Annotated in this window: 17 protein-coding genes; 5 read left to right on the forward strand and 12 right to left on the reverse strand. The window is 61.1% G+C overall.

All coding sequences use genetic code 11. The annotated features are described in order from the left end of the window. The first annotated feature begins 102 nt into the window (after positions 1 to 102). The 3 genes from amrA (at position 103) to HMPREF7545_RS08095 (ending at position 3,981) form a co-directional block, all read left to right on the forward strand. Positions 103 to 1,485, forward strand: coding sequence for an AmmeMemoRadiSam system protein A (gene amrA / locus HMPREF7545_RS08085; protein ID WP_006695234.1), 1,383 nt, complete (start codon positions 103 to 105; stop codon positions 1,483 to 1,485). Between the two features lies 1 nt (position 1,486). Then, complete coding sequence (gene amrS / locus HMPREF7545_RS08090) at positions 1,487 to 2,377, forward strand: AmmeMemoRadiSam system radical SAM enzyme (RefSeq protein WP_006695235.1); 891 nt, start codon at positions 1,487 to 1,489, stop codon at positions 2,375 to 2,377. Between the two features lie 95 nt (positions 2,378 to 2,472). Then, the gene (locus HMPREF7545_RS08095; protein ID WP_006695236.1) at positions 2,473 to 3,981 is read left to right on the forward strand and encodes a WG repeat-containing protein; all 1,509 of its coding nucleotides are present in this window, start codon (positions 2,473 to 2,475) and stop codon (positions 3,979 to 3,981) included. A 124-nt stretch (positions 3,982 to 4,105) separates the two neighbouring features. Here HMPREF7545_RS08095 and HMPREF7545_RS08100 read toward each other — a convergent pair whose 3' ends face one another. Beyond that, positions 4,106 to 4,513, reverse strand: a complete 408-nt coding sequence (locus HMPREF7545_RS08100; protein ID WP_006695237.1) for a hypothetical protein — start codon at positions 4,511 to 4,513, stop codon at positions 4,106 to 4,108. A gap of 185 nt (positions 4,514 to 4,698) precedes the next feature. Then, on the reverse strand, positions 4,699 to 5,106 hold the full coding sequence (locus tag HMPREF7545_RS08105) for a hypothetical protein (RefSeq protein ID WP_040571321.1): 408 nt from the start codon (positions 5,104 to 5,106) through the stop codon (positions 4,699 to 4,701). A gap of 158 nt (positions 5,107 to 5,264) precedes the next feature. Between HMPREF7545_RS08105 and HMPREF7545_RS08110 the strand changes: the two genes are divergently transcribed. Then, positions 5,265 to 6,308, forward strand: coding sequence for a threonine aldolase family protein (locus HMPREF7545_RS08110; protein WP_006695239.1), 1,044 nt, complete (start codon positions 5,265 to 5,267; stop codon positions 6,306 to 6,308). Between the two features lie 344 nt (positions 6,309 to 6,652). On the opposite strand, the gene HMPREF7545_RS08115 is transcribed toward HMPREF7545_RS08110, so the two are convergent. From HMPREF7545_RS08115 to rpmH, 10 genes are all read right to left on the reverse strand, one after another. Continuing rightward, entirely contained in the window at positions 6,653 to 7,759 is a 1,107-nt protein-coding gene (locus HMPREF7545_RS08115; protein ID WP_006695241.1) for an ABC transporter permease, read from the reverse strand. Beyond that, the gene (locus HMPREF7545_RS08120) at positions 7,756 to 8,685 is read right to left on the reverse strand and encodes an ABC transporter ATP-binding protein (RefSeq protein WP_006695242.1); all 930 of its coding nucleotides are present in this window, start codon (positions 8,683 to 8,685) and stop codon (positions 7,756 to 7,758) included. Before HMPREF7545_RS08120 ends, HMPREF7545_RS08115 begins: the two co-directional genes overlap by 4 nt. After that, positions 8,675 to 9,667 carry an HlyD family secretion protein gene (locus HMPREF7545_RS08125; RefSeq protein ID WP_248681303.1) on the reverse strand — a complete coding sequence of 331 codons (993 nt, stop codon included), beginning with the start codon at positions 9,665 to 9,667 and terminating at the stop codon, positions 8,675 to 8,677. Before HMPREF7545_RS08125 ends, HMPREF7545_RS08120 begins: the two co-directional genes overlap by 11 nt. 197 nt (positions 9,668 to 9,864) lie before the next feature. After that, positions 9,865 to 11,745 carry a tRNA uridine-5-carboxymethylaminomethyl(34) synthesis enzyme MnmG gene (mnmG, locus tag HMPREF7545_RS08130; RefSeq protein ID WP_006695244.1) on the reverse strand — a complete coding sequence of 627 codons (1,881 nt, stop codon included), beginning with the start codon at positions 11,743 to 11,745 and terminating at the stop codon, positions 9,865 to 9,867. A gap of 54 nt (positions 11,746 to 11,799) precedes the next feature. Then, entirely contained in the window at positions 11,800 to 13,176 is a 1,377-nt protein-coding gene (gene mnmE, locus HMPREF7545_RS08135; RefSeq protein ID WP_006695245.1) for a tRNA uridine-5-carboxymethylaminomethyl(34) synthesis GTPase MnmE, read from the reverse strand. Between the two features lie 74 nt (positions 13,177 to 13,250). Next, positions 13,251 to 14,231, reverse strand: coding sequence for an RNA-binding cell elongation regulator Jag/EloR (jag, locus tag HMPREF7545_RS08140; protein WP_006695246.1), 981 nt, complete (start codon positions 14,229 to 14,231; stop codon positions 13,251 to 13,253). Continuing rightward, complete coding sequence (locus HMPREF7545_RS08145) at positions 14,232 to 14,906, reverse strand: YidC/Oxa1 family membrane protein insertase (protein ID WP_006695247.1); 675 nt, start codon at positions 14,904 to 14,906, stop codon at positions 14,232 to 14,234. It lies immediately after the preceding gene. Between the two features lie 95 nt (positions 14,907 to 15,001). Next, positions 15,002 to 15,211: a membrane protein insertion efficiency factor YidD gene (gene yidD / locus HMPREF7545_RS08150; RefSeq protein WP_006695248.1), complete on the reverse strand. Its 210-nt coding sequence runs from the start codon at positions 15,209 to 15,211 to the stop codon at positions 15,002 to 15,004. Next, the gene (gene rnpA, locus HMPREF7545_RS08155) at positions 15,208 to 15,600 is read right to left on the reverse strand and encodes a ribonuclease P protein component (protein ID WP_006695249.1); all 393 of its coding nucleotides are present in this window, start codon (positions 15,598 to 15,600) and stop codon (positions 15,208 to 15,210) included. Before rnpA ends, yidD begins: the two co-directional genes overlap by 4 nt. A gap of 53 nt (positions 15,601 to 15,653) precedes the next feature. Beyond that, entirely contained in the window at positions 15,654 to 15,788 is a 135-nt protein-coding gene (rpmH, locus tag HMPREF7545_RS08160) for a 50S ribosomal protein L34 (protein ID WP_006305399.1), read from the reverse strand. A 364-nt stretch (positions 15,789 to 16,152) separates the two neighbouring features. Between rpmH and dnaA the strand changes: the two genes are divergently transcribed. Further along, complete coding sequence (gene dnaA / locus HMPREF7545_RS08165; protein ID WP_006695251.1) at positions 16,153 to 17,589, forward strand: chromosomal replication initiator protein DnaA; 1,437 nt, start codon at positions 16,153 to 16,155, stop codon at positions 17,587 to 17,589. Positions 17,590 to 17,851 lie beyond the last annotated feature (262 nt).

Here is a 17,851-nt window from a genome sequence, read left to right on the forward strand (position 1 = left end):
TCATAGTATAGCCTTTTGCCGCCGCAGAATCAATCCATTTTTGCAGGAGCTTCGCGCCGCACAGCGAATACATAATAGAGATATATCGAGAGGAGGAGTCTCATGTCCATATTGGCAGCCTACGCCGTTCCCCATCCGCCGCTGATCCTGCCGGAGATCGGGAAAGGCGAGGAGAAAAAAATACAGCTGACCGTGAATGCCTATGAGCGCGCAATGAAGGAGGCCGCCGCGCTGCAGCCAGATACGGTGATCGTCGCGAGTCCGCACACGGTCATGTACGCCGACTACTTTCACATCGCGCCGGGCGAGGAGGCATCGGGCAGCTTTGCGCAGTTCGGCGCGCCTGAGGTCACGGTCGAGGCGCACTATGACGCAGTGCTCGCCAAGGAGATCGAGATGGAGGCAGGAGCCGAAGGCATCGCAGCGGGGCCCGTCGGGGGACGCAACGCCGCGCTCGATCACGGCGTCATGATTCCGCTCCGCTTCCTGCACGCGCATACGCGGGAGTTCCGCCTCGTGCGCGTCGGCATCTCCGGGCTCTCCCCGCTCGCACACTACAATTTCGGCAAATGCATCGCGCGCGCCGCGGAAACGCTCGGACGGCGCGCCGTCTTCATCGCGAGCGGCGACCTCTCGCACAAGCTCACGCCCGAGGGTCCCTACGGCTTTGCACCAGAGGGGCCGCGCTTTGACAAGGCATGCATGAAGCACCTCGAGGAGGGCGACTTCCTGAAGCTCCTGCGCATGGACCCCGCGCTCTATCAGCCGGCGGCGGAATGCGGTCTGCGCACGTTCTGGATGATGGCGGGCGCGCTCGATGCGAAGACGCTGAAGATCAAGAAGCTCTCCTACCAGGGACCGTTCGGCGTCGGCTACGGTGTCGTCTCGCTGCGGGTGACGCGCGAGGACCCGCGCCGCAGCTTTGCCGAACGCTACGAGATGCTCGAGCAGCGTTCGATGGAGGAGCGGCGCGCCGCCGAGGACGACTTTGTGCGGCTCGCGCGCAGTGCCGTCGAGGCGATTGTCACCGCAGGAGAGCCCGCCCCGCTCCCATCCGAACTCCCACCTGAGATGACGGAGCGCGCCGGCGTTTTCGTCTCGCTGAAAAAGGACGGCGCGCTGCGCGGCTGCATCGGAACATTCGATCCGACGGCAAAGAACATCGCTGCGGAGATTCTGCAGAATGCCGCAAGCGCCGCCCTGCGCGACCCGCGGTTCCCGCCCGTACAGGAGGAGGAGCTGCCCGCCCTCGTGTACAGCGTCGATGTGCTCACGGAGCCGGAGCTGGTCAGCGGCGCAGACGATCTCGACGCAAAGCGCTACGGCGTCATCGTCGAGTACCGCGCGCGCAAGGGTCTGCTCCTGCCCGACCTCGACGGGGTGAATACAGTCGAGGAGCAGCTGCGCATTGCACGTCAAAAGGGAGGAATCCCCGCCGATGCGCCGATCCGCATCTGGCGCTTTACCGTCGAGCGGCACTGCTGAGATGAGCACCGCAGCCGCATATCGAGATGATTCCGCGCAGATCTCCCTGCGCAGCGGAGATGACCGCGCCGTCTGCGGTCTCTGCCCCCATGCCTGCCGCCTGAGCCCGGGCGAGATGGGATTCTGCCGCACGCGCGCGAACCGCGCGGGTACGATCCGCCCGCTGAACTACGGCCGCTTTACCTCGCTCGCGCTCGACCCGATCGAGAAGAAGCCGCTGTACCATTTTCACCCCGGCAGCTTCATCCTCTCCGTCGGCAGTTTCGGCTGCAATCTCGCCTGCCCCTTCTGCCAGAACGCCTCCATCGCAACGGCAGACACATCGGCTGCAACGGAGGACATCACACCTGCGCGCCTTTCCGCGCTCGCGGGGGAACTCAGCCGCCGCGCCCCCGGCAACATCGGCGTCGCATTCACCTACAACGAGCCGCTGCTGAGCTTCGAGTACATCATGGACGCAGCCCCCCTCCTGCACGCGGCGAATCTTGCGGTCGTCCTCGTCACGAACGGCACGATCTGCGCCGCGCCGCGCGCGCGTCTCCTGCCGCACGTCGATGCGATGAATATTGACCTCAAGGGCTGGCAGGAGGATTTCTACCGCTGGGTCGGCGGCGATCTCGGGACGGTCCGGGAGACGATCGAACATGCCGTCACGCACGGCGTACACGTCGAGGTGACGACCCTCATCATCCCCGGCAGGAACGACAGCGCGGCTGACATGGATGCCGAGGCGCGCTGGCTCGCCTCCCTCTCCCCCGAGATTCCTCTGCACATCAGCCGCTATTTCCCGCGCCACCGCGTAAGCACTCCACCGACGCCCATCGCGTCGATCGACCGCCTTGCGGAAATCGCCCGCCGCCATCTGCGCCATGTACACCGCGGGAATTGCTGAGGGCAAACAGGAATATGGCTTTTTTTCGCGAATATCTATACTGAATAGAGTTTCACCTTTCTGCTCTGCAGATCGTCAAAGGAGATGTTGTCGGAATGAACACAGGTAAAAATCTCTGGCTGCGCGGTGCTGTCGCCGCTGTATTATCCGCTGTCTTCCTGCTTTTGGGAAATACGGGACAGGGAATCTCGCTGCCCGTCGCAGAGGCGCAGGTCGCCGGGGCCAACGCCTCCGCACCGTTTGCCATTGTGCGGCAGGGCAAGAAGTGGGGCGCAGTCAACCCCTCGGGTGCCCTCGTCATCCCGGCGGAATACGATGAGATTGCATCCTACTCCGCCGACGCGGTCGCCGTCCGCCAGGGAAAGAGCTGGGGCATCGTCCGCCTCGACGGCTCGCTCGTCGTACCCGTCGCCTACAAGACCATACAGCCGCTCAGCAATGATATGATCGTCGTGCAGGATGCAAAGAACAATTACGGCGCATACAACACGGCAGGCAAACTGATCCTGCCGGCCGAATACCTCAGCATCAGTCCCTTCAACGATGATATTTCCTGTGTGCAGCGAAAGGATAAGAAATACGTTTTTTATCGGCAGGACGGCAGCTTGCTGACGGGCGATACATACCCCTTTGCGCAGCCCTTCTCCGAGGGGCTTGCGGCAGCAGCAGCGGAAAAGAAGCAGTTCGGCTACATTGACACAACAGGCGCAGAGGTCATTCCCTCTGCCTATGAGCTTGCGCAAAACTTTCAGGAGGGGCTTGCTCCCGTTATGTCGGGCGGCAAATGGGGCTTTATCGACAAGACGGGCAGTGTGGTCATCCCGCTGCAGATCCGTGCCAAATCCATCCGCGGCTTTTCCGAAGGGCTCGCGATGGTAAAGGAAAAGAAGTACTGGGCGTTCATCGACAAGACCGGCAAGAAGGTGATCGAGACGCGCTATGAGGATGTCGATCCGTTTAAGGACGGGCTTGCCGAAGTGCGCCGTGAGGTGAAGTCGACGAACTTCATCGGCGCGGTTCTCAGTATCGCGGCGGCGACTGCGGGCCATATTATGTATGATCCGGTAATGCTGGACGATGAAAAGATCAAGCGCGGCTACATCGACCGCACGGGCGCGGAGGTTGTCTCGGCCAAAAACGATTACAACTCCACCTTCATGAACGGTGTCGCGCTCGTCCGCGTGAAGAACAAATGGGGCATCGTCGATCGGAAGGGCGCCTACGTCATCGAACCGAAGTACAAGGGCATTCACTTCTTCTATGACGACCTCGCGGCAGTGCAGGACGGTGACAAGTGGGGCTTTGTCGGTCGTGATGGCGCAATGGTGATTGCACCGAAGTACGATGATGTGCACGACTTTACCGATGGAATCGCCGCCGTGCGGCAGGGCTCAAAGAGCTTCTTCATCGACAAGACGGGGCGCGTCCCCTTCCTCCTCCCAAGCACGATCACGGATATCGGCATGTTCATCTCGGGACTTGCCCCCGTGAAGATCGACGACAAGTGGGGCTTTATCGACAAGACCGGCACCATTGTCATCGCGCCCGCCTACGCCGAGGTGCGCACGCACCAGTACGACACGGACAATCTGAATAGGCGCTGATCAAGAAAGCAGCGTTCCGAATTTCATCCTGATCACGCAATCGGATCCATTGCATTGCACACAAATAACCCTCCGAGAACGGCATTTCTGCCGACCTCGGAGGGTTTTTGCCGTGATGAATCCGTCACAGCATCGCAGATGCGGCTGCGGCAGTCGCAGCAGAACTCTGCGCCGCGCGTGCCGCGAGCAGCGGATCCGCGCTCTGCTCATGTGCCTGCCGCTTCATCTTCTCGATGGTTTCGGAGACGAGCTCCTTGCCCTGCTCAGGGTGCGAGCCGCGCGTCACGATCTGGGAGACGAGCTTCGTCCCCTGGTAGATCTGCGTGATGACCGTACCGTCCGCGAGGATGCGCGTGATGACGGTGTCGCCTACCTTCTCCGCCCAGTCACGTGCCTCTGCCGCCTTCATCTCTTTGAAGTTCTGCAGCACGCGCGCGAATGTGTCGGCGGTATCCTCCTTCGCGGGGACGGTGCGCCGCACAGACGCATCTGTACGTTGAATCGACGCGCCAAAGATTTTCTCGAGTTCCATTTCATTCCCTCCCTTCGCGCCTCCTGCATGGGATTGCTGTCCTTACCTTTACTATCGGAGGAATATGCCCGCCCTTAACTTTTCTTAAAGGATCGCTTGATCCGTGCTTCCCTGCACATACAAAAAGACCTCTCACTCCATCCACAGTGTGAGAGGTCTTTTTGGCTGCCGACTCTATTTCATCGTTACAGCATAGTGCTCACGAGCGCCGCCGTGCCGATCGAGCTCTGCGCCGCCTTCGACGCGAGCAGCGGGTTCTGTGTCTCGCCTATGGAATCGAGCTTCAGCTTCTCTGTCCGCTCGATGATGATCTCCTTGCCCGCCTCGGGATTCGCGCCGCGCGTCATCGTCTCGGAGATGATCTTCGTTCCTTTGTAGACCCGCACGATGACCGATCCGTCCGCAAGTACGCGCGTGACGATGGTATCTCCCTCTGCATCGGAACGGTCGCGGCTGTTCGCCGGTTTCGACTCACGCAGATTCTGCAGGATCCGCGCGAACGCATCAGAGGTCTCCTCTTTCTCCGAGGATGCATGCTGTGCACGCAGCGCTGCCGTAACGCCGCGGCTGCCGTAGATTTTTTCCAGATCCATTCGTTGTTCCTCCTTTCGCGCATCCTGCTTCGTATCGCTGTCCTTACTCATACTATCGGAGAAAAATCCAAGCACTTAACAAAATTCTGTAATTTTAGTTGAATTCTAACAACTTACCATTACAATGTAAGAAATGAAAAGAATATAAGGAAAGAGAGATGGGATTCATGAACGAACGGCTGTCCTTTGCCTCGGACTATATGGAGGGCGCGCATCCGGAGATTCTGCAGCGGCTCGCACAGACGAATCTGGAGCAGACGGCGGGCTACGGCCTCGACATATACTCCGATGCAGCGCGGGAAAAGATCCGTGCGGCATGCCGGGCACCGCATGCGGAGGTACACTTCCTCACGGGCGGCACACAGACGAACCGGACGGTGATCTCGGCGCTCCTGCACCCCTATGAGGGCGTCATCGCGGCAGACTCCGGCCATATCACCGTGCACGAGGCGGGTGCGGTCGAGGCGGGCGGGCACAAGGTGCTCGCCCTGCCGCACGCAGACGGCAAACTCACAGCGCGTGCCGTCGAGAGATGCCTGCGCACCTTTCACGAGGATGCGAACCGCGATCATATGGTGCGCCCCGGGATGGTCTACCTCTCGCAGCCGACGGAGTACGGGACGCTCTACACGCGCAATGAACTGGAGATCATCAGCGCCGTCTGCCGCGCAAACAAGATCCCGCTCTTCCTCGACGGCGCACGCCTCGCCTATGCACTCGGCTGCCCGGCAAATGACGTGACCCTCCCCGTCATCGCACATCTCTGCGATGTGTTCTCCATCGGCGGAACGAAATGCGGCGCACTCTTCGGCGAGGCCGTGGTCTTCCCGCGGCCGGACACGGTGCCGCATTTCTTCACCATCATCAAGCAGAACGGCGCGCTGCTCGCAAAAGGACGCGTGCTCGGCCTCCAGTTTGATACTCTCTTCACGGACGGACTCTATGAGCGCGGCGGTGCACACGGCGTCGCCATGGCAGACCGCATCCGCGCGGCGCTCACGGCGAAGGATTACCGCCTCGCCGCCGACGCACCGACGAATCAGATCTTCCTCACGCTCAACGCGGCGCAGCTCGCCCGCCTCTCCGAGCACGTCGTCATGGGGTTTTGGGAAAAGCGCGGCGAGGATGAGACCGTCATGCGCATCGCGACCAGCTGGGCAACGCAGGAGGCGGATGTCGAGCGGCTGATCGCGGTGCTGTAAAGAAAAAATCCGCTTGCATCAGGGCAGGCGGACGGTTCTACTAGATGCAGAAAGAAGCGTCTTTGACGGCATCTTTCCAAGGTTACTTAATATTCTTTCGAATAACCGCTCACTCCGTCAAAAGCTGGGCGGTTACTTTTTTTGTATTGCAGGCAAGCAGCCTGTTGCCACGATGAATAACACAATCGTGACAATTTCACTCATACTCACGCACCCCCTTTCGGGGGAAAGATACCGCCGCAGAATCTCTCCTGCCCAGGACTTTTCATCTCTATATATATCTTTTATTTCACCAAAATACAAACATATTTTCGCCTTTGAGCACATCGTGTTCAAGGGTCTTTTTATATCACCGACCGCTTGAATTTCCGCACGGCGGTGCCGAAGAAGACGAGGATAAAGAGGGCGAGAAAGGCGGTCTGCTGATAGAGCGCCATGATGCCGCCGCCCTTGAGGAAGATCATGCGCAGGATCTCGATGTAGTGCGTCATGGGGATGGCAAGGCTGAGGTATTGAAAGAACACGGGCATGGCCTCGCGCGGGAACATGAAGCCCGAGAGGAGGAAGCCCGGCAGGAGGGTCGCGATGCTCATGAGCCCCGCCTGCAGCTGGTTCTGTGCGAGCGATGCGATCATAAGCCCCATCGTGAGCGAGGCGAGGAGGAAGAGGGTCGTGAGTCCGTAGAGGAGCAGGATGCTCCCGCGCAGGGGCACGCCGAAGACCGCAAGGGCGATGAGGACGCAGATCGTCGTCTGAATGTAGCCGAGGATGATGTAGGGCAGGATCTTGCCGATGAGCAGTTCCCATACATGCAGCGGCGTTACAAGAAGCTGCTCGAGTGTGCCCGCCTCGCGCTCGCGCACGATGGACATGGAGACCATGACCACCATGGTGATCGAGAGAATGATGCCCATGAGCGCGGGCAGCATGTAGTATGAGGTGACGGCGTCGGGGTTGTACCACGCGCGGATGCGCACGTCATAGGCCGGCGCCGCGGCAGATGCGCCGTGTGCGGCCGTGGGACGGACCTGCATTCCGAGCCCTGTTGCCGCCGCGATGGCGGAGGTCGAGGCGATGGAGTCCGAGGCGTCGACGATCATCTGGATCGGCACGGTGCGTCCGGCATTCGCCTCCTGCACGAGATCGGGCGGGAAGACGACGCCGATCTTTGCATCGCCGCGCTCGATCCGCTCGTTCAGCTCATCGTAGCTCCATGCGATATAGCGCAGGTCGAAATAGCCGCTCGCCGTCATCGCAGCAAGGAAGCTGCGGCTCTCTTCGCTCCGCGACTGATCGAATACGACCGTGGACTGGTGCCGCACGTCCGTACGGATGGCAAAGCCGAACACGACGAGATAGATGACGGGCAGGAGGAAAGTCACGCCGATCGTCATCGGGTCGCGCCGCATCTGAATGAGCTCCTTTGCGAGCAGTGCGAGAATGCGCATCATCCCTGCGCCCCCCTCTGCCGCCGGTCGTAGTAGATGAAGACATCCTCCATCGTGAGCTCCCACGGTGCCGCGTGCAGCTGCTCCGGCAGCACAGTCTCCCGCGGAACGAGCGCACGCACCTGCCGTCCGAACACATAGACTTCGTCGCAGGGCACACCCGCCGCCCGCAGCGCCGCCTCCCCCTCCTCCGCACTGTCCTGCGGCAGGACGTAGAGCCGCGCGGGCAGCTCCTCCTTGAGCGCAGACGGCGAACCGGAGGCGATCTTCTTCCCGCGCTGCAGGAAGGCAATCTCATCGCAGTGCTCCGCCTCATCCATAAAATGCGTCGTGACAAAGATCGTCGTCCGCTCCGTGCCCGCCATCTCCGAGAGCAGGTTCCAAAAGAGCCGCCGCGAGGTCGGGTCAACGGCGGAGGTCGGCTCGTCGAGCACGAGGAGCGCGGGACGGTGGAGAATGGCGCAGCCGAGCGCGAGGCGCTGCTTCTGCCCGCCCGAGAGGCCGCCCGCGAGCACGTCGGCGCGGTCCATGAGCTGCATCCGTGCGATCACCTCCGCGGTGCGCGCGCGCCGCTCCTCCCGCGGCAGACCATAGAGACCGCCGTAGAACATCATGTTTTCACGAACGGTCATATTCGTATAGAGGCTGAACCGCTGCGACATGTAGCCGAGCGCCTGCCGCGCGCGCTCCGGATGCACGGCGGTATTGCAGCCGAGCACAAATGCCGTGCCGCTCGTCGGCGGGAGGAGACCGCAGATCATGCGGATGGCCGTGGACTTCCCCGATCCGTTCGAGCCGATGAAGCCGTAGATCGCCCCGCGCGGCACGGAGAGATTCAGCCGGTCTACCGCGGTGTAGCTGCCGAATACGCGCGTGAGGTCGTGCGTCTCGATCACGGGCGCGTCGTCCGTGCGCGGCTCACGTTCCATTTCGGGGCTCCAAGTCCACATCCGCGGGCATGCCGGGCTTTAGAATGCCCGCGGCATTATCCACCGCGACCTTTACGCCAAAGACGAGGTTCGCGCGCTCGTTCTTTGTGATGCTCTGGCGCAGGGTAAACTCCGCCGCATCGCTGATCTCCTTGATCGTGCCGTCCAAAGGCTCCATCTGTCCGTCGATGTAGACCTTCGCCGGATTCCCGATGCGCAGATCGCCGAGTACGTCGGTCGTCACGTAGACCTTGACCCAAACGTCCTGCGGGTCGATGAGCGTTGCAATCGGCGTGCCCGCGCGGACGAACTCGCCCCGTTCATAGTTCTTTGACAGAACGATGCCGTCCTTCGGCACGCGGACCGTGAGATCGCTGACCGCAGAGGCGTCGATTTCGAGGATTGCCTGCTGGCGCCGCACATCCTCCTCCGCCATGCGGATATCCTCGGGACGGCTGCCGCTCTCCATGAGCGCCTGTTCCTGCTGTGCCGCGCGCAGGTTCGCATTCGCCGTGTCGCGCGCCTCGCGCAGTCCGTCAAATGCCTGTTGGGAGATTGCTCCGCCCGCAATGAGCTCCGCGCCGCGCGCATAGTCGGCATCTGCTTTCTCTGCGGCAGCGCGTGCGGCATTCGTCCGCTCCGCGGCCGCGCGAATCTCCTCCGCACGGTTGCCGCTCTGCGTCCGCTGGAGGCTCGTCTCGGCATGAGCAAGCGCCGCCTCATCGCGCAGAACCGCGGCATCCAGATCACGCCGGCCGATGCGTGCCGCTGCGTCGCCGGCACGCACCGTCATCCCCTCCTGAAGAAAGAGCTCCTCGATGTAGCCGCTCTCCTTCGTGCTGACCTCCACCCGCGTCGCCTCGACCGTCCCCGTGAGGAGCTGCGCGCGCAGCTCCTGCGCTGCGTATTCACGGTAGGCAAATACAGCGAGCAGGATAAGCGCGCCAAGGAGCAGAACGATCCGTGCCATCTTCATCTTCATGCAGCGCTCTCCTTTCCGCAAAATCATATAATCTTATACAGTATATCATTGGAGTGCGCTCAGAGGAATTGATATGTGATTAAAATGGTCTGGTGCTCCTCAGGGTCTTCAAATTTTTTCCTGCGATTCGAATACAAACATAGTTTCGCTCAAAAAGAGCCTATCCGCTGCAGATAGGCTCTTTCTTTTTATCTGAATTACGATGTACGCCGCGCCCTCTCGAGGTACACGAGCAGGACGGAGATGTCGGCCGGCGAAACGCCGCTGATGCGCGACGCCTGTCCGATGGAGCGCGGGCGAACGGCTGCGAGTTTCTCTGCCGCCTCAAGGCGCAGGCTCGTGACCGCCGCATAGTCGAACTCCGCGGGGATGCGCCGGCTCTCAAGGCGCTCCATGCGCGCGATCTGCTCCTCTTGCTTTCGGATGTAGCCGTCGTAGCGCGCCGTGATCTCAACCTCCTCGCGCACGTCGTCTGCGAGCGCGGGGAGGTCAAAGAGCGCGGCCAGCACGCGATAGTCTCCCTCGCGCGAAAGCAGGGCAAAGAGACTCATCGGCACGCGCAGCGGAGAGATGCCCGCGTCTGCGAGCAGCGCCTCTGTCTCGGCGCTCGGGCTGAGCCGCCGCTCCCGCAGGAGAGCGAGCGCCGCATCGATGGCGTCCCGCTTTGCCGTAAAGCGCACCCAGCGCTCGTCGGTCACGAGCCCGACCGCGCGCCCCCGCGGCGTCAGCCGCAGATCGGCATTGTCCTGCCGGAGGACGAGCCGGTACTCCGCGCGGCTCGTCATCATGCGGTAGGGCTCCTCCGTCCCCTTCGTCACGAGGTCATCGATGAGGACGCCGATGTAGCCGTCACTGCGCCGCAGGACGAGCGGCTCCTCCCCGCCAATGCTGCGTGCGGCATTGATGCCCGCGATCAGACCCTGTGCCGCCGCCTCCTCGTAGCCGCTCGTCCCGTTTGACTGCCCGGCGGAGTAGAGTCCCGCAATGCCCTTGACCGCAAGCGTTGCCTCCAGCTGCAGCGGGTCGAGGCAGTCGTACTCGATCGCGTAGCCGGGGCGCATGATGCGTGCATGCTCGAGGCCCGGGATCGTCGTGAGAAACGCCTCCTGCACATCTGTCGGCAGGCTTGTGGACATACCCTGTACATACATTTCGTTTGTATGCAGGCCCTCCGGCTCGAGGAAGAGCTGATGCCGCTCCTTATCCGGGAAGCGCGCGATCTTCGTCTCGACTGACGGGCAGTAGCGCGGGCCGATGCCCTCGATCACGCCGTTTGCCATCGGCGCACGGTGCAGATTCGCCCGAATGACCGCGTGCGTTTCCTCGTTCGTATAGGTGAGCCAGCAGGGCGTCTGCTCCGCGGGCATCTCATTGGTCAGAAAGGAGAATGCGGGCGCAGCGGGGTCGCCCTCCTGCATGGAGGTCTTTGCAAAGTCGATGCTCCGCCGATCGATGCGCGCGGGCGTCCCCGTCTTGAACCGCATCAGCTTCAGTCCGACAGCACGCAGAGAGTCCGAGAGCGACATCGACGGGCGCTGTCCGTTCGGACCGCTGTCGTAGATGGTCTCGCCGAGGATGATGCGCCCGCGCAGATAGGTCCCCGTCGCCAGAATGACCGCGCGTGCCGTCAGACGCTCCCCCGTCTCGCAGACAATGCCCGTGACGCGCTTTTCTCCCGCATGTTCCTCTGAGAGGAGCTCCGTTACGAGCAGCTGGCGCACATGGAGGTTCTCCGTGTTCTCGAGCGTCTCCTTCATGATACGCTGGTAGAGGAATTTATCCGCCTGCATGCGCAGAGCGTGAACAGCGGGTCCCTTGCCCGTGTTCAGCAGACGGCGCTGGATGCTCGCCCGGTCCGCCGCAATCCCCATCTCGCCGCCGAGCGCGTCAATCTCGCGCACGAGATGGCTCTTGCCCGGGCCGCCGATGGACGGGTTGCACGGCATCATCGCGATGTTGTCGAGCGAGAGCGTGAGGATGAGCGTACGCCTCCCCATGCGTGCCGCGGCAAGCGCTGCCTCGACGCCCGCATGGCCCGCGCCGATCACGATGATATCATAGTTTGTATTGCTGCTCACGAATATACTTTCCCCTATTTTTATAACATAAATCTGATTTTATTTGTGTTATGTTTACTTTCCGATGCAGAACTCGCTGAAAATGCGGTCGATGAGATCCGTGTCCGCCGTCTCGCCGAGGATTTCGCCGAGGATGTCATAGGCAGCACGCAGATCAATGGAGACGAAGTCCGTGCCCATATCCGCCGCAAGCGCCGCAGCTGCCTCATCGAGATGTCCGGCGGCGCGGCGCAGCGCATCGACCTCGCGCTCCTTGTTCGGCAGAGCCCCGTCGCTGAGTTCGCCCTCCCTAGTGGCAACGCGCGCAGCGATGGCCGCACGGAGCGCATCCAGGCCTGTCCCCTCCCGCGCGGAGATCGTGAGAACGGGCGCATCCAAGGCAAAATCCGCGGCTGTGAGAACGGCGCTGCGATCCTCCTTGTTGCAGAGCACGAGAATATCCGCCGCCGTATTCTGCAGCCGCGCAAGGAGATCTCTGTCCTCATCCGTCAGCGCTGCCGATGCGTCAAAGACAGCGAGGATGAGCTCGGCATCGGCGAGATGCTCCTCCGTACGCCGCACCCCGATCTGCTCGACCGCATCCTCCGCCGCGCGCAGCCCCGCGGTATCGAGAAGGCGCAGGGGAATCCCCTCGACAATGATCTCCTCCTCGATGACATCGCGCGTCGTGCCGGGCACGTCGGTGACGATGGCGCGCTCCATGCCGAGGAGCGCGTTGAGGAGACTCGATTTCCCGACGTTGGGCCGCCCGACGATAACGGTCTTGACGCCCTCGCGCAGAACGCGCCCCGCATCCGCGCCCGCAAGCAGGCGCCGCACGGCTGCAGATGCCTCCTCCACATCCGCGGAGAGCGCCGCCGTGTGCACCTCCGGGAGATCGTCCTCAGGAAAATCGATGCCCGCCTCGATGCGTGCGATCGCGCCGAGAAGACGCTGCCGGACCGCCGTGATCTCCGCCGAGAAAGCCCCCTCTATACGCGCACGCGCAGCATGGGCGGCACGTGCGCTCTTTGCCGTGATGAGCTCCATGACCCCCTCGGCGCGCGCAAGATCGAGCCGGCCGTTCAAAAAGGCGCGCTTCGTGAACTCCCCCGCCTCCGCGGGCCGCGCACCGGCCTCCCATGTCCTGAGGAGCACCGCACGCAGGACAACGCGCCCGCCGTGGCACTGCAGCTCGACCGTATCCTCCCCCGTATAGGAATGCGGCGCACGCATATAGAGAAGGATGCACTCGTCGATCACGCTGCCGTCCGCCGCCGTGATATGACCATAGCGCGCGGTATAGGGCGCCATGTCGCCGAGCACGCCGCCTGCCGCAGGACGGAACACGCGCCGCGCAATGGGGAGCGCCTGTACGCCGCTCATGCGGATAATGCCGATACCGCCCGCTCCGGGTGCCGTTGCGGTCTGACTGATGGTGTCCTCGGTCATGGCGCTCCCTTTCCTTGTGTACCGTTTAAAAAAGGCAGCGCTTCGCTGCCTTTTTCGATATCTCTGCCACACGCTCAGCGCTCGCCGATGCTCTCCTCATAGTCCCGCCCATAGCGCCTGCGCTTGGGGACGATGACGACGTAGCGGCGCGGATTCTCCCCCGCGCTGTACGTGGTAACGCGGCGGTTGTCCTGCAGCGCCGTGTGGATGATCTTGCGCTCGTGGCGGCTCATGGGCTCGAGGCGGATCTCCTCGCCGATGCGGCACGCCTTGTCCGCGAGATGTCCCGCGAGGCGCGTGAGTGTCTCCTCGCGGCGCGCACGGTAGTCCTCCACGTCAAGGATGACACGCGCGTAGCCGTTCTCCGTAATCTTGTTGACGACGAGATTCGTAAGGTACTGGAGTGCGTCGAGTGTTGCACCGTGCTTGCCGATGAGGATGCCGAGGTTCTCCCCCTGCATGTTGAAGACCGTGCCCGCCGGCGTATCCGTGCGGTGCAGGGCAACGCTGAGACGCATGGAGGCAAAGATCTCGCCGAGGAATTTCTCGGCGGCGGCGGTCATTGCGGGCGTCAGCGGCACGAGCGGCGTCTCGCTGCGCGGGCGGCGCTGCTGATCGTCGCCTGCATCCGTGTTCTCATAGCGTCCGGGACGTTCGCGGCGCATATCCGGACGCGCGTTCTGCGGCCGGCCTTCGCTCTGCGCATACTGCTCCGCATTATTTTTTCGCGCACGTGAGCGCAGATCGGTATGGAACCGCTTCGGACGCGGGGAGAATCCGTCGGCATCCCCCTGATTTTCCTGCGCGTCTGTCTTTTGCTGCGCGATGACGGTCGGCTGTGCCGGGAGCGGAATCTCCGTGTGCCGCGCCGGAATCACAGGCCGCGTGGTGACGCGGATACGTGCCTCGCGCTTGCCCCAGAGGCCGAGGAATCCGCTCGAGGGCTTCTGCAGGATCTCGTAGGTGATCTCAGCGCGGCCGCAGCCGAGTTTGTCGAGCGCAAAAGAAAGCGCATCCTCGACGGTTTTGCCGGTGGCTTCAATGATCTCCGCCATTCAGATCGCCTCCTTTGCCACGGGTCCCTCGCTGCGGTACATCCACCACTGCTGGATGATCTGCACGACATTCATCGTCACCCAGTAGAGCACGAGGCCGGACGGGAACTTGAGGCTGATCCAGCCGATGAAGAGAGGCATGACGGTCATCATGATCTTCATCTGGGCATTCATCTCGGTGGAGGTCATCTTCTGCTGGAGGAAGGTGGTCAGCGCCGAGAGGACGGGCAGGATGTAGAGCGGATCGGGCTCCGACATGTTCGGCAGCCAGAAGAACGCCGCCGCCGCCGCGCTCGGGAAGGTAAAGTTAAAGAGCGCGTAGTACATGCCCATGAGGATCGGCATCTGCACGAGGAGCGGCAGACAGCCCGCGAGCGGATTGACGCCGGCATTTCGAAAGAGCTCGCCCGTCTTCTGCTGGAGCATCTGCGGGTTGTTCTTGTACTTTTCCTGGATCTTTTTCATCTTCGGCTGGATTTCCTGCATCGCCTTCATGGATTTGACCTGCTTGACAGTGAGCGGATAGGTCACGAGCTTGATGAGGATGGTGAGCAGGATGATCGGATAGCCGTAGCTCTCGAGCCCTGCGGCGCTGGTAACGCTGTAGAATGCGCCGAGGATCATCTGCAGAATATGGATGATGGGTTCAAACAGATTGCTGAAAAATTCGATCAACGGTAGTTCCTCCTACTAATGTTTGGGAAATTTGACAAAATATTCCACGCGGAAAGCAGCTTGTTTATGTGTTCGTGCAAGATCGGAAGATAACATTACGGTACGGGATCGTAGCCGCCCCGATGAAACGGATGACATCGCAGAATGCGCCTGAGCGCCATCCACCCGCCGCGCCAAGCGCCGTATCGTTCGATCGCCTCCGCCGCGTAGGCCGAGCAGGTTGGATAATAGCGGCAGTGCGGCGGCATAAGCGGGGAGACGCCGCTGCGGTAAAAATGAATCAGAAGAAGGAGCAGCCGCTTCATCGGTGCTCCCCCGTGCGGGGTGCAGCGCTCCCCTCTCCAAAGATCTTTGCGCGGCGCGCAAGGCGGCGCAGCTCTGCGGCCGCATCCTGCATTTTGCATGCGGCGAGCCCCGCGCGCCCGATGAGGAGGATCCCGACGTCCGTGCGCAGCTCATGCTGCATATGGCGATATGCCTCGCGCAGGAGACGCTTCGTGCGGCTGCGCACGGCGGCGCAGCCGAGTTTTTTCCCGGCGGCAAAGCCGACTTTGCCCGCAACGCGCGGATCGCGCAGAACGTAGAGGATCATTCCCCGCCCCGGCACAACCGCGCCGTTTTGATAGACATTCTGAAAATCGCTCCGCCGCTTAATGATCTTCGCGCGCGGCAGCGTGTATCTCTTTTTTTCCATATCGTTAAAAAAGAGGTCACCCGCGGTGACCTCCTGCTCAAAGTCCAGCGAAATTACGCCGAAAGTTTCTTTCTTCCGCGCTGACGCCTTCTCTTGAGTACGAGGCGGCCGCCTTTCGTCTTCATGCGTTCACGGAATCCATGTGTCTTTTTTCTCCAATGATTGTTGGGCTGAAATGTTCTCTTCACCTCTCGTCACCTCCTTTTCTACCGCGCACAGTCGCGGTATGTGCCGCCGAGCGGCAACTTCTTTTATATGATTTCACTAGGGGTCATTATAGACGAAGAAAACCTCTACTGTCAAGGCGCGCACGCGCTATTTCCGCGTTTTTTTCGGCGGATGAACCAAAAGCCCCTGTTGATAAGTCGTCTTTTTTTTGCTAAAATATTCCCTGTGCATTGTGGAAAACCTGTGAAAAAATCGTGTACAATTTTGTTCCCGCACACAATATCTGCGTTTTTTCGCCGATAAAGTTATCCACATCTGTGAATAACACTGTGGATAAGGAAAATATCTGCATACATAAAAATTTTTTTGAAGGGACGCACCCCCATGGCCGTAGAAAAGAATCTCCCGCTCGAACCCCTGTGGCAAAAGGTCCTCGCAAAGACGGATGGCATTCTGCCAAAGGACGCCGTAAATCAATGGATCTCCCGCATCATGCCCGTCGCACTGGAAAACGGCGAACTCGTCCTCGCGGTCCGAGACACGTTCACAAAGCAGTACATTGAGCCGCGCTATCTCGCCCTCCTCGGCGATGCAGTGCACCAGGCGCTCGGCGCAGACTACACGATCCGTCTCGTGGTCGATGCAAAGAAGGCGGAACCGGCAAAGGAGTCCATATTGAGGCCGGAGCCCGCACCGACAAAAGAAGAGCCGAAGCAGAGCGCCGACACGCCGGCGCAGGGCAGTCTCCCGCTGACGCCGACGCCGAGCGACACACACGCCGCTGCGCCCGATGACGCGACAACGCTCAATCCGAAGTACACCTTCGACGCCTTCGTCACGGGACGCTCCAACCAGTTCCCCTACGCGATGGCAAAGGCAGTCGCCGACGCGCCGGGCCTCCCCTCGCACAATCCGCTCTTTATTTACGGCGGCGTGGGGCTCGGCAAGACGCATCTCATGCACGCGGTCGGCCACAAGATTCTCGCCGACCATCCGGACCGGCGCGTCCTCTACATCGCGAGCACGGATTTTACGAACGAATTCATCCGCTCGATCCGCGAGAAGAACATGGACGCGTTCCGTGAGAAATATTACAGTATCGACGTCCTGCTGATCGACGACATCCAGTTCTTCGCCGGGCAGGAGCAGACGCAGACCGAGTTCTTCCAGACGTTCAACAAGCTGCGCGACAACGGCAGCCAGATCATCCTGACCTCGGACCGCCAGCCGCAGGACGTCAAGGGACTCGAGGACCGCCTCATCTCGCGCTTTGCCGGCGGCGCACCGGTGGACATCCAGCCGCCGGAGTTCGAAACGCGCGTGGCGATCCTGCAGAAAAAAGCACAGTCCGAGGAGGTCGACATCCCCGAGGATGTGGTCACCTACATCGCGAGCCGCGTCGACAGCAACATCCGCGAACTCGAGGGCGCACTCACGCGCCTCATCAAATACGCCTCAACCATGCGCATGCCGATCGACGAGACGACCTGCGTCGCCGCGCTCGGCAACTATCTGCGCGGAGAGACAGGACGGCGCATCACGATGGAGATGATCGAGCGCATCGTCTGCACGCATTTCAAAGTGACGAGCGAAGACATCCGCTCCACCAAGCGCAGCAACGACATCGCCTATCCGCGTCAGATCGCCATGTACCTCTGCCACGAACTCACAGACGTATCGTGGCCGACGATCGGCGGCTTCTTCAACCGCGACCACTCGACCGTCATCCACGCACACAAGAAGATTCAGAGCCTCACAAGCGAGGATGCAGCGACCGACGCGCTCGTCAAGTCGCTGAGCATCCAGATCCGAGGAATATAAGCCCTCTCTTCCCCCCTCCCTGTGGAAATCGCTGTGCACAGCGCGCAGAATTTCATGTGGACGCTTTGTGGATAATAAGTCTTTCCTCCTTCGTCTGTGCAAACTGTGGATAACCGCGTGACAAATGCACCCGTTTTATCCACAGGAACAGCCGCGTCCCATCCGAGCTCTTCCTTCTTTTCCACAAATCCACAGTCCCTACTACTACCGTTACTATATTTATTTACAACACGCAATCATAGAAAAACAGCAAACTCTCCCA

Origin of the sequence: Centipeda noxia ATCC 43541 (genome assembly GCF_000160555.1) — a bacterium.
Taxonomy (GTDB): Bacteria; Bacillota; Negativicutes; order Selenomonadales; family Selenomonadaceae; genus Centipeda; species Centipeda noxia.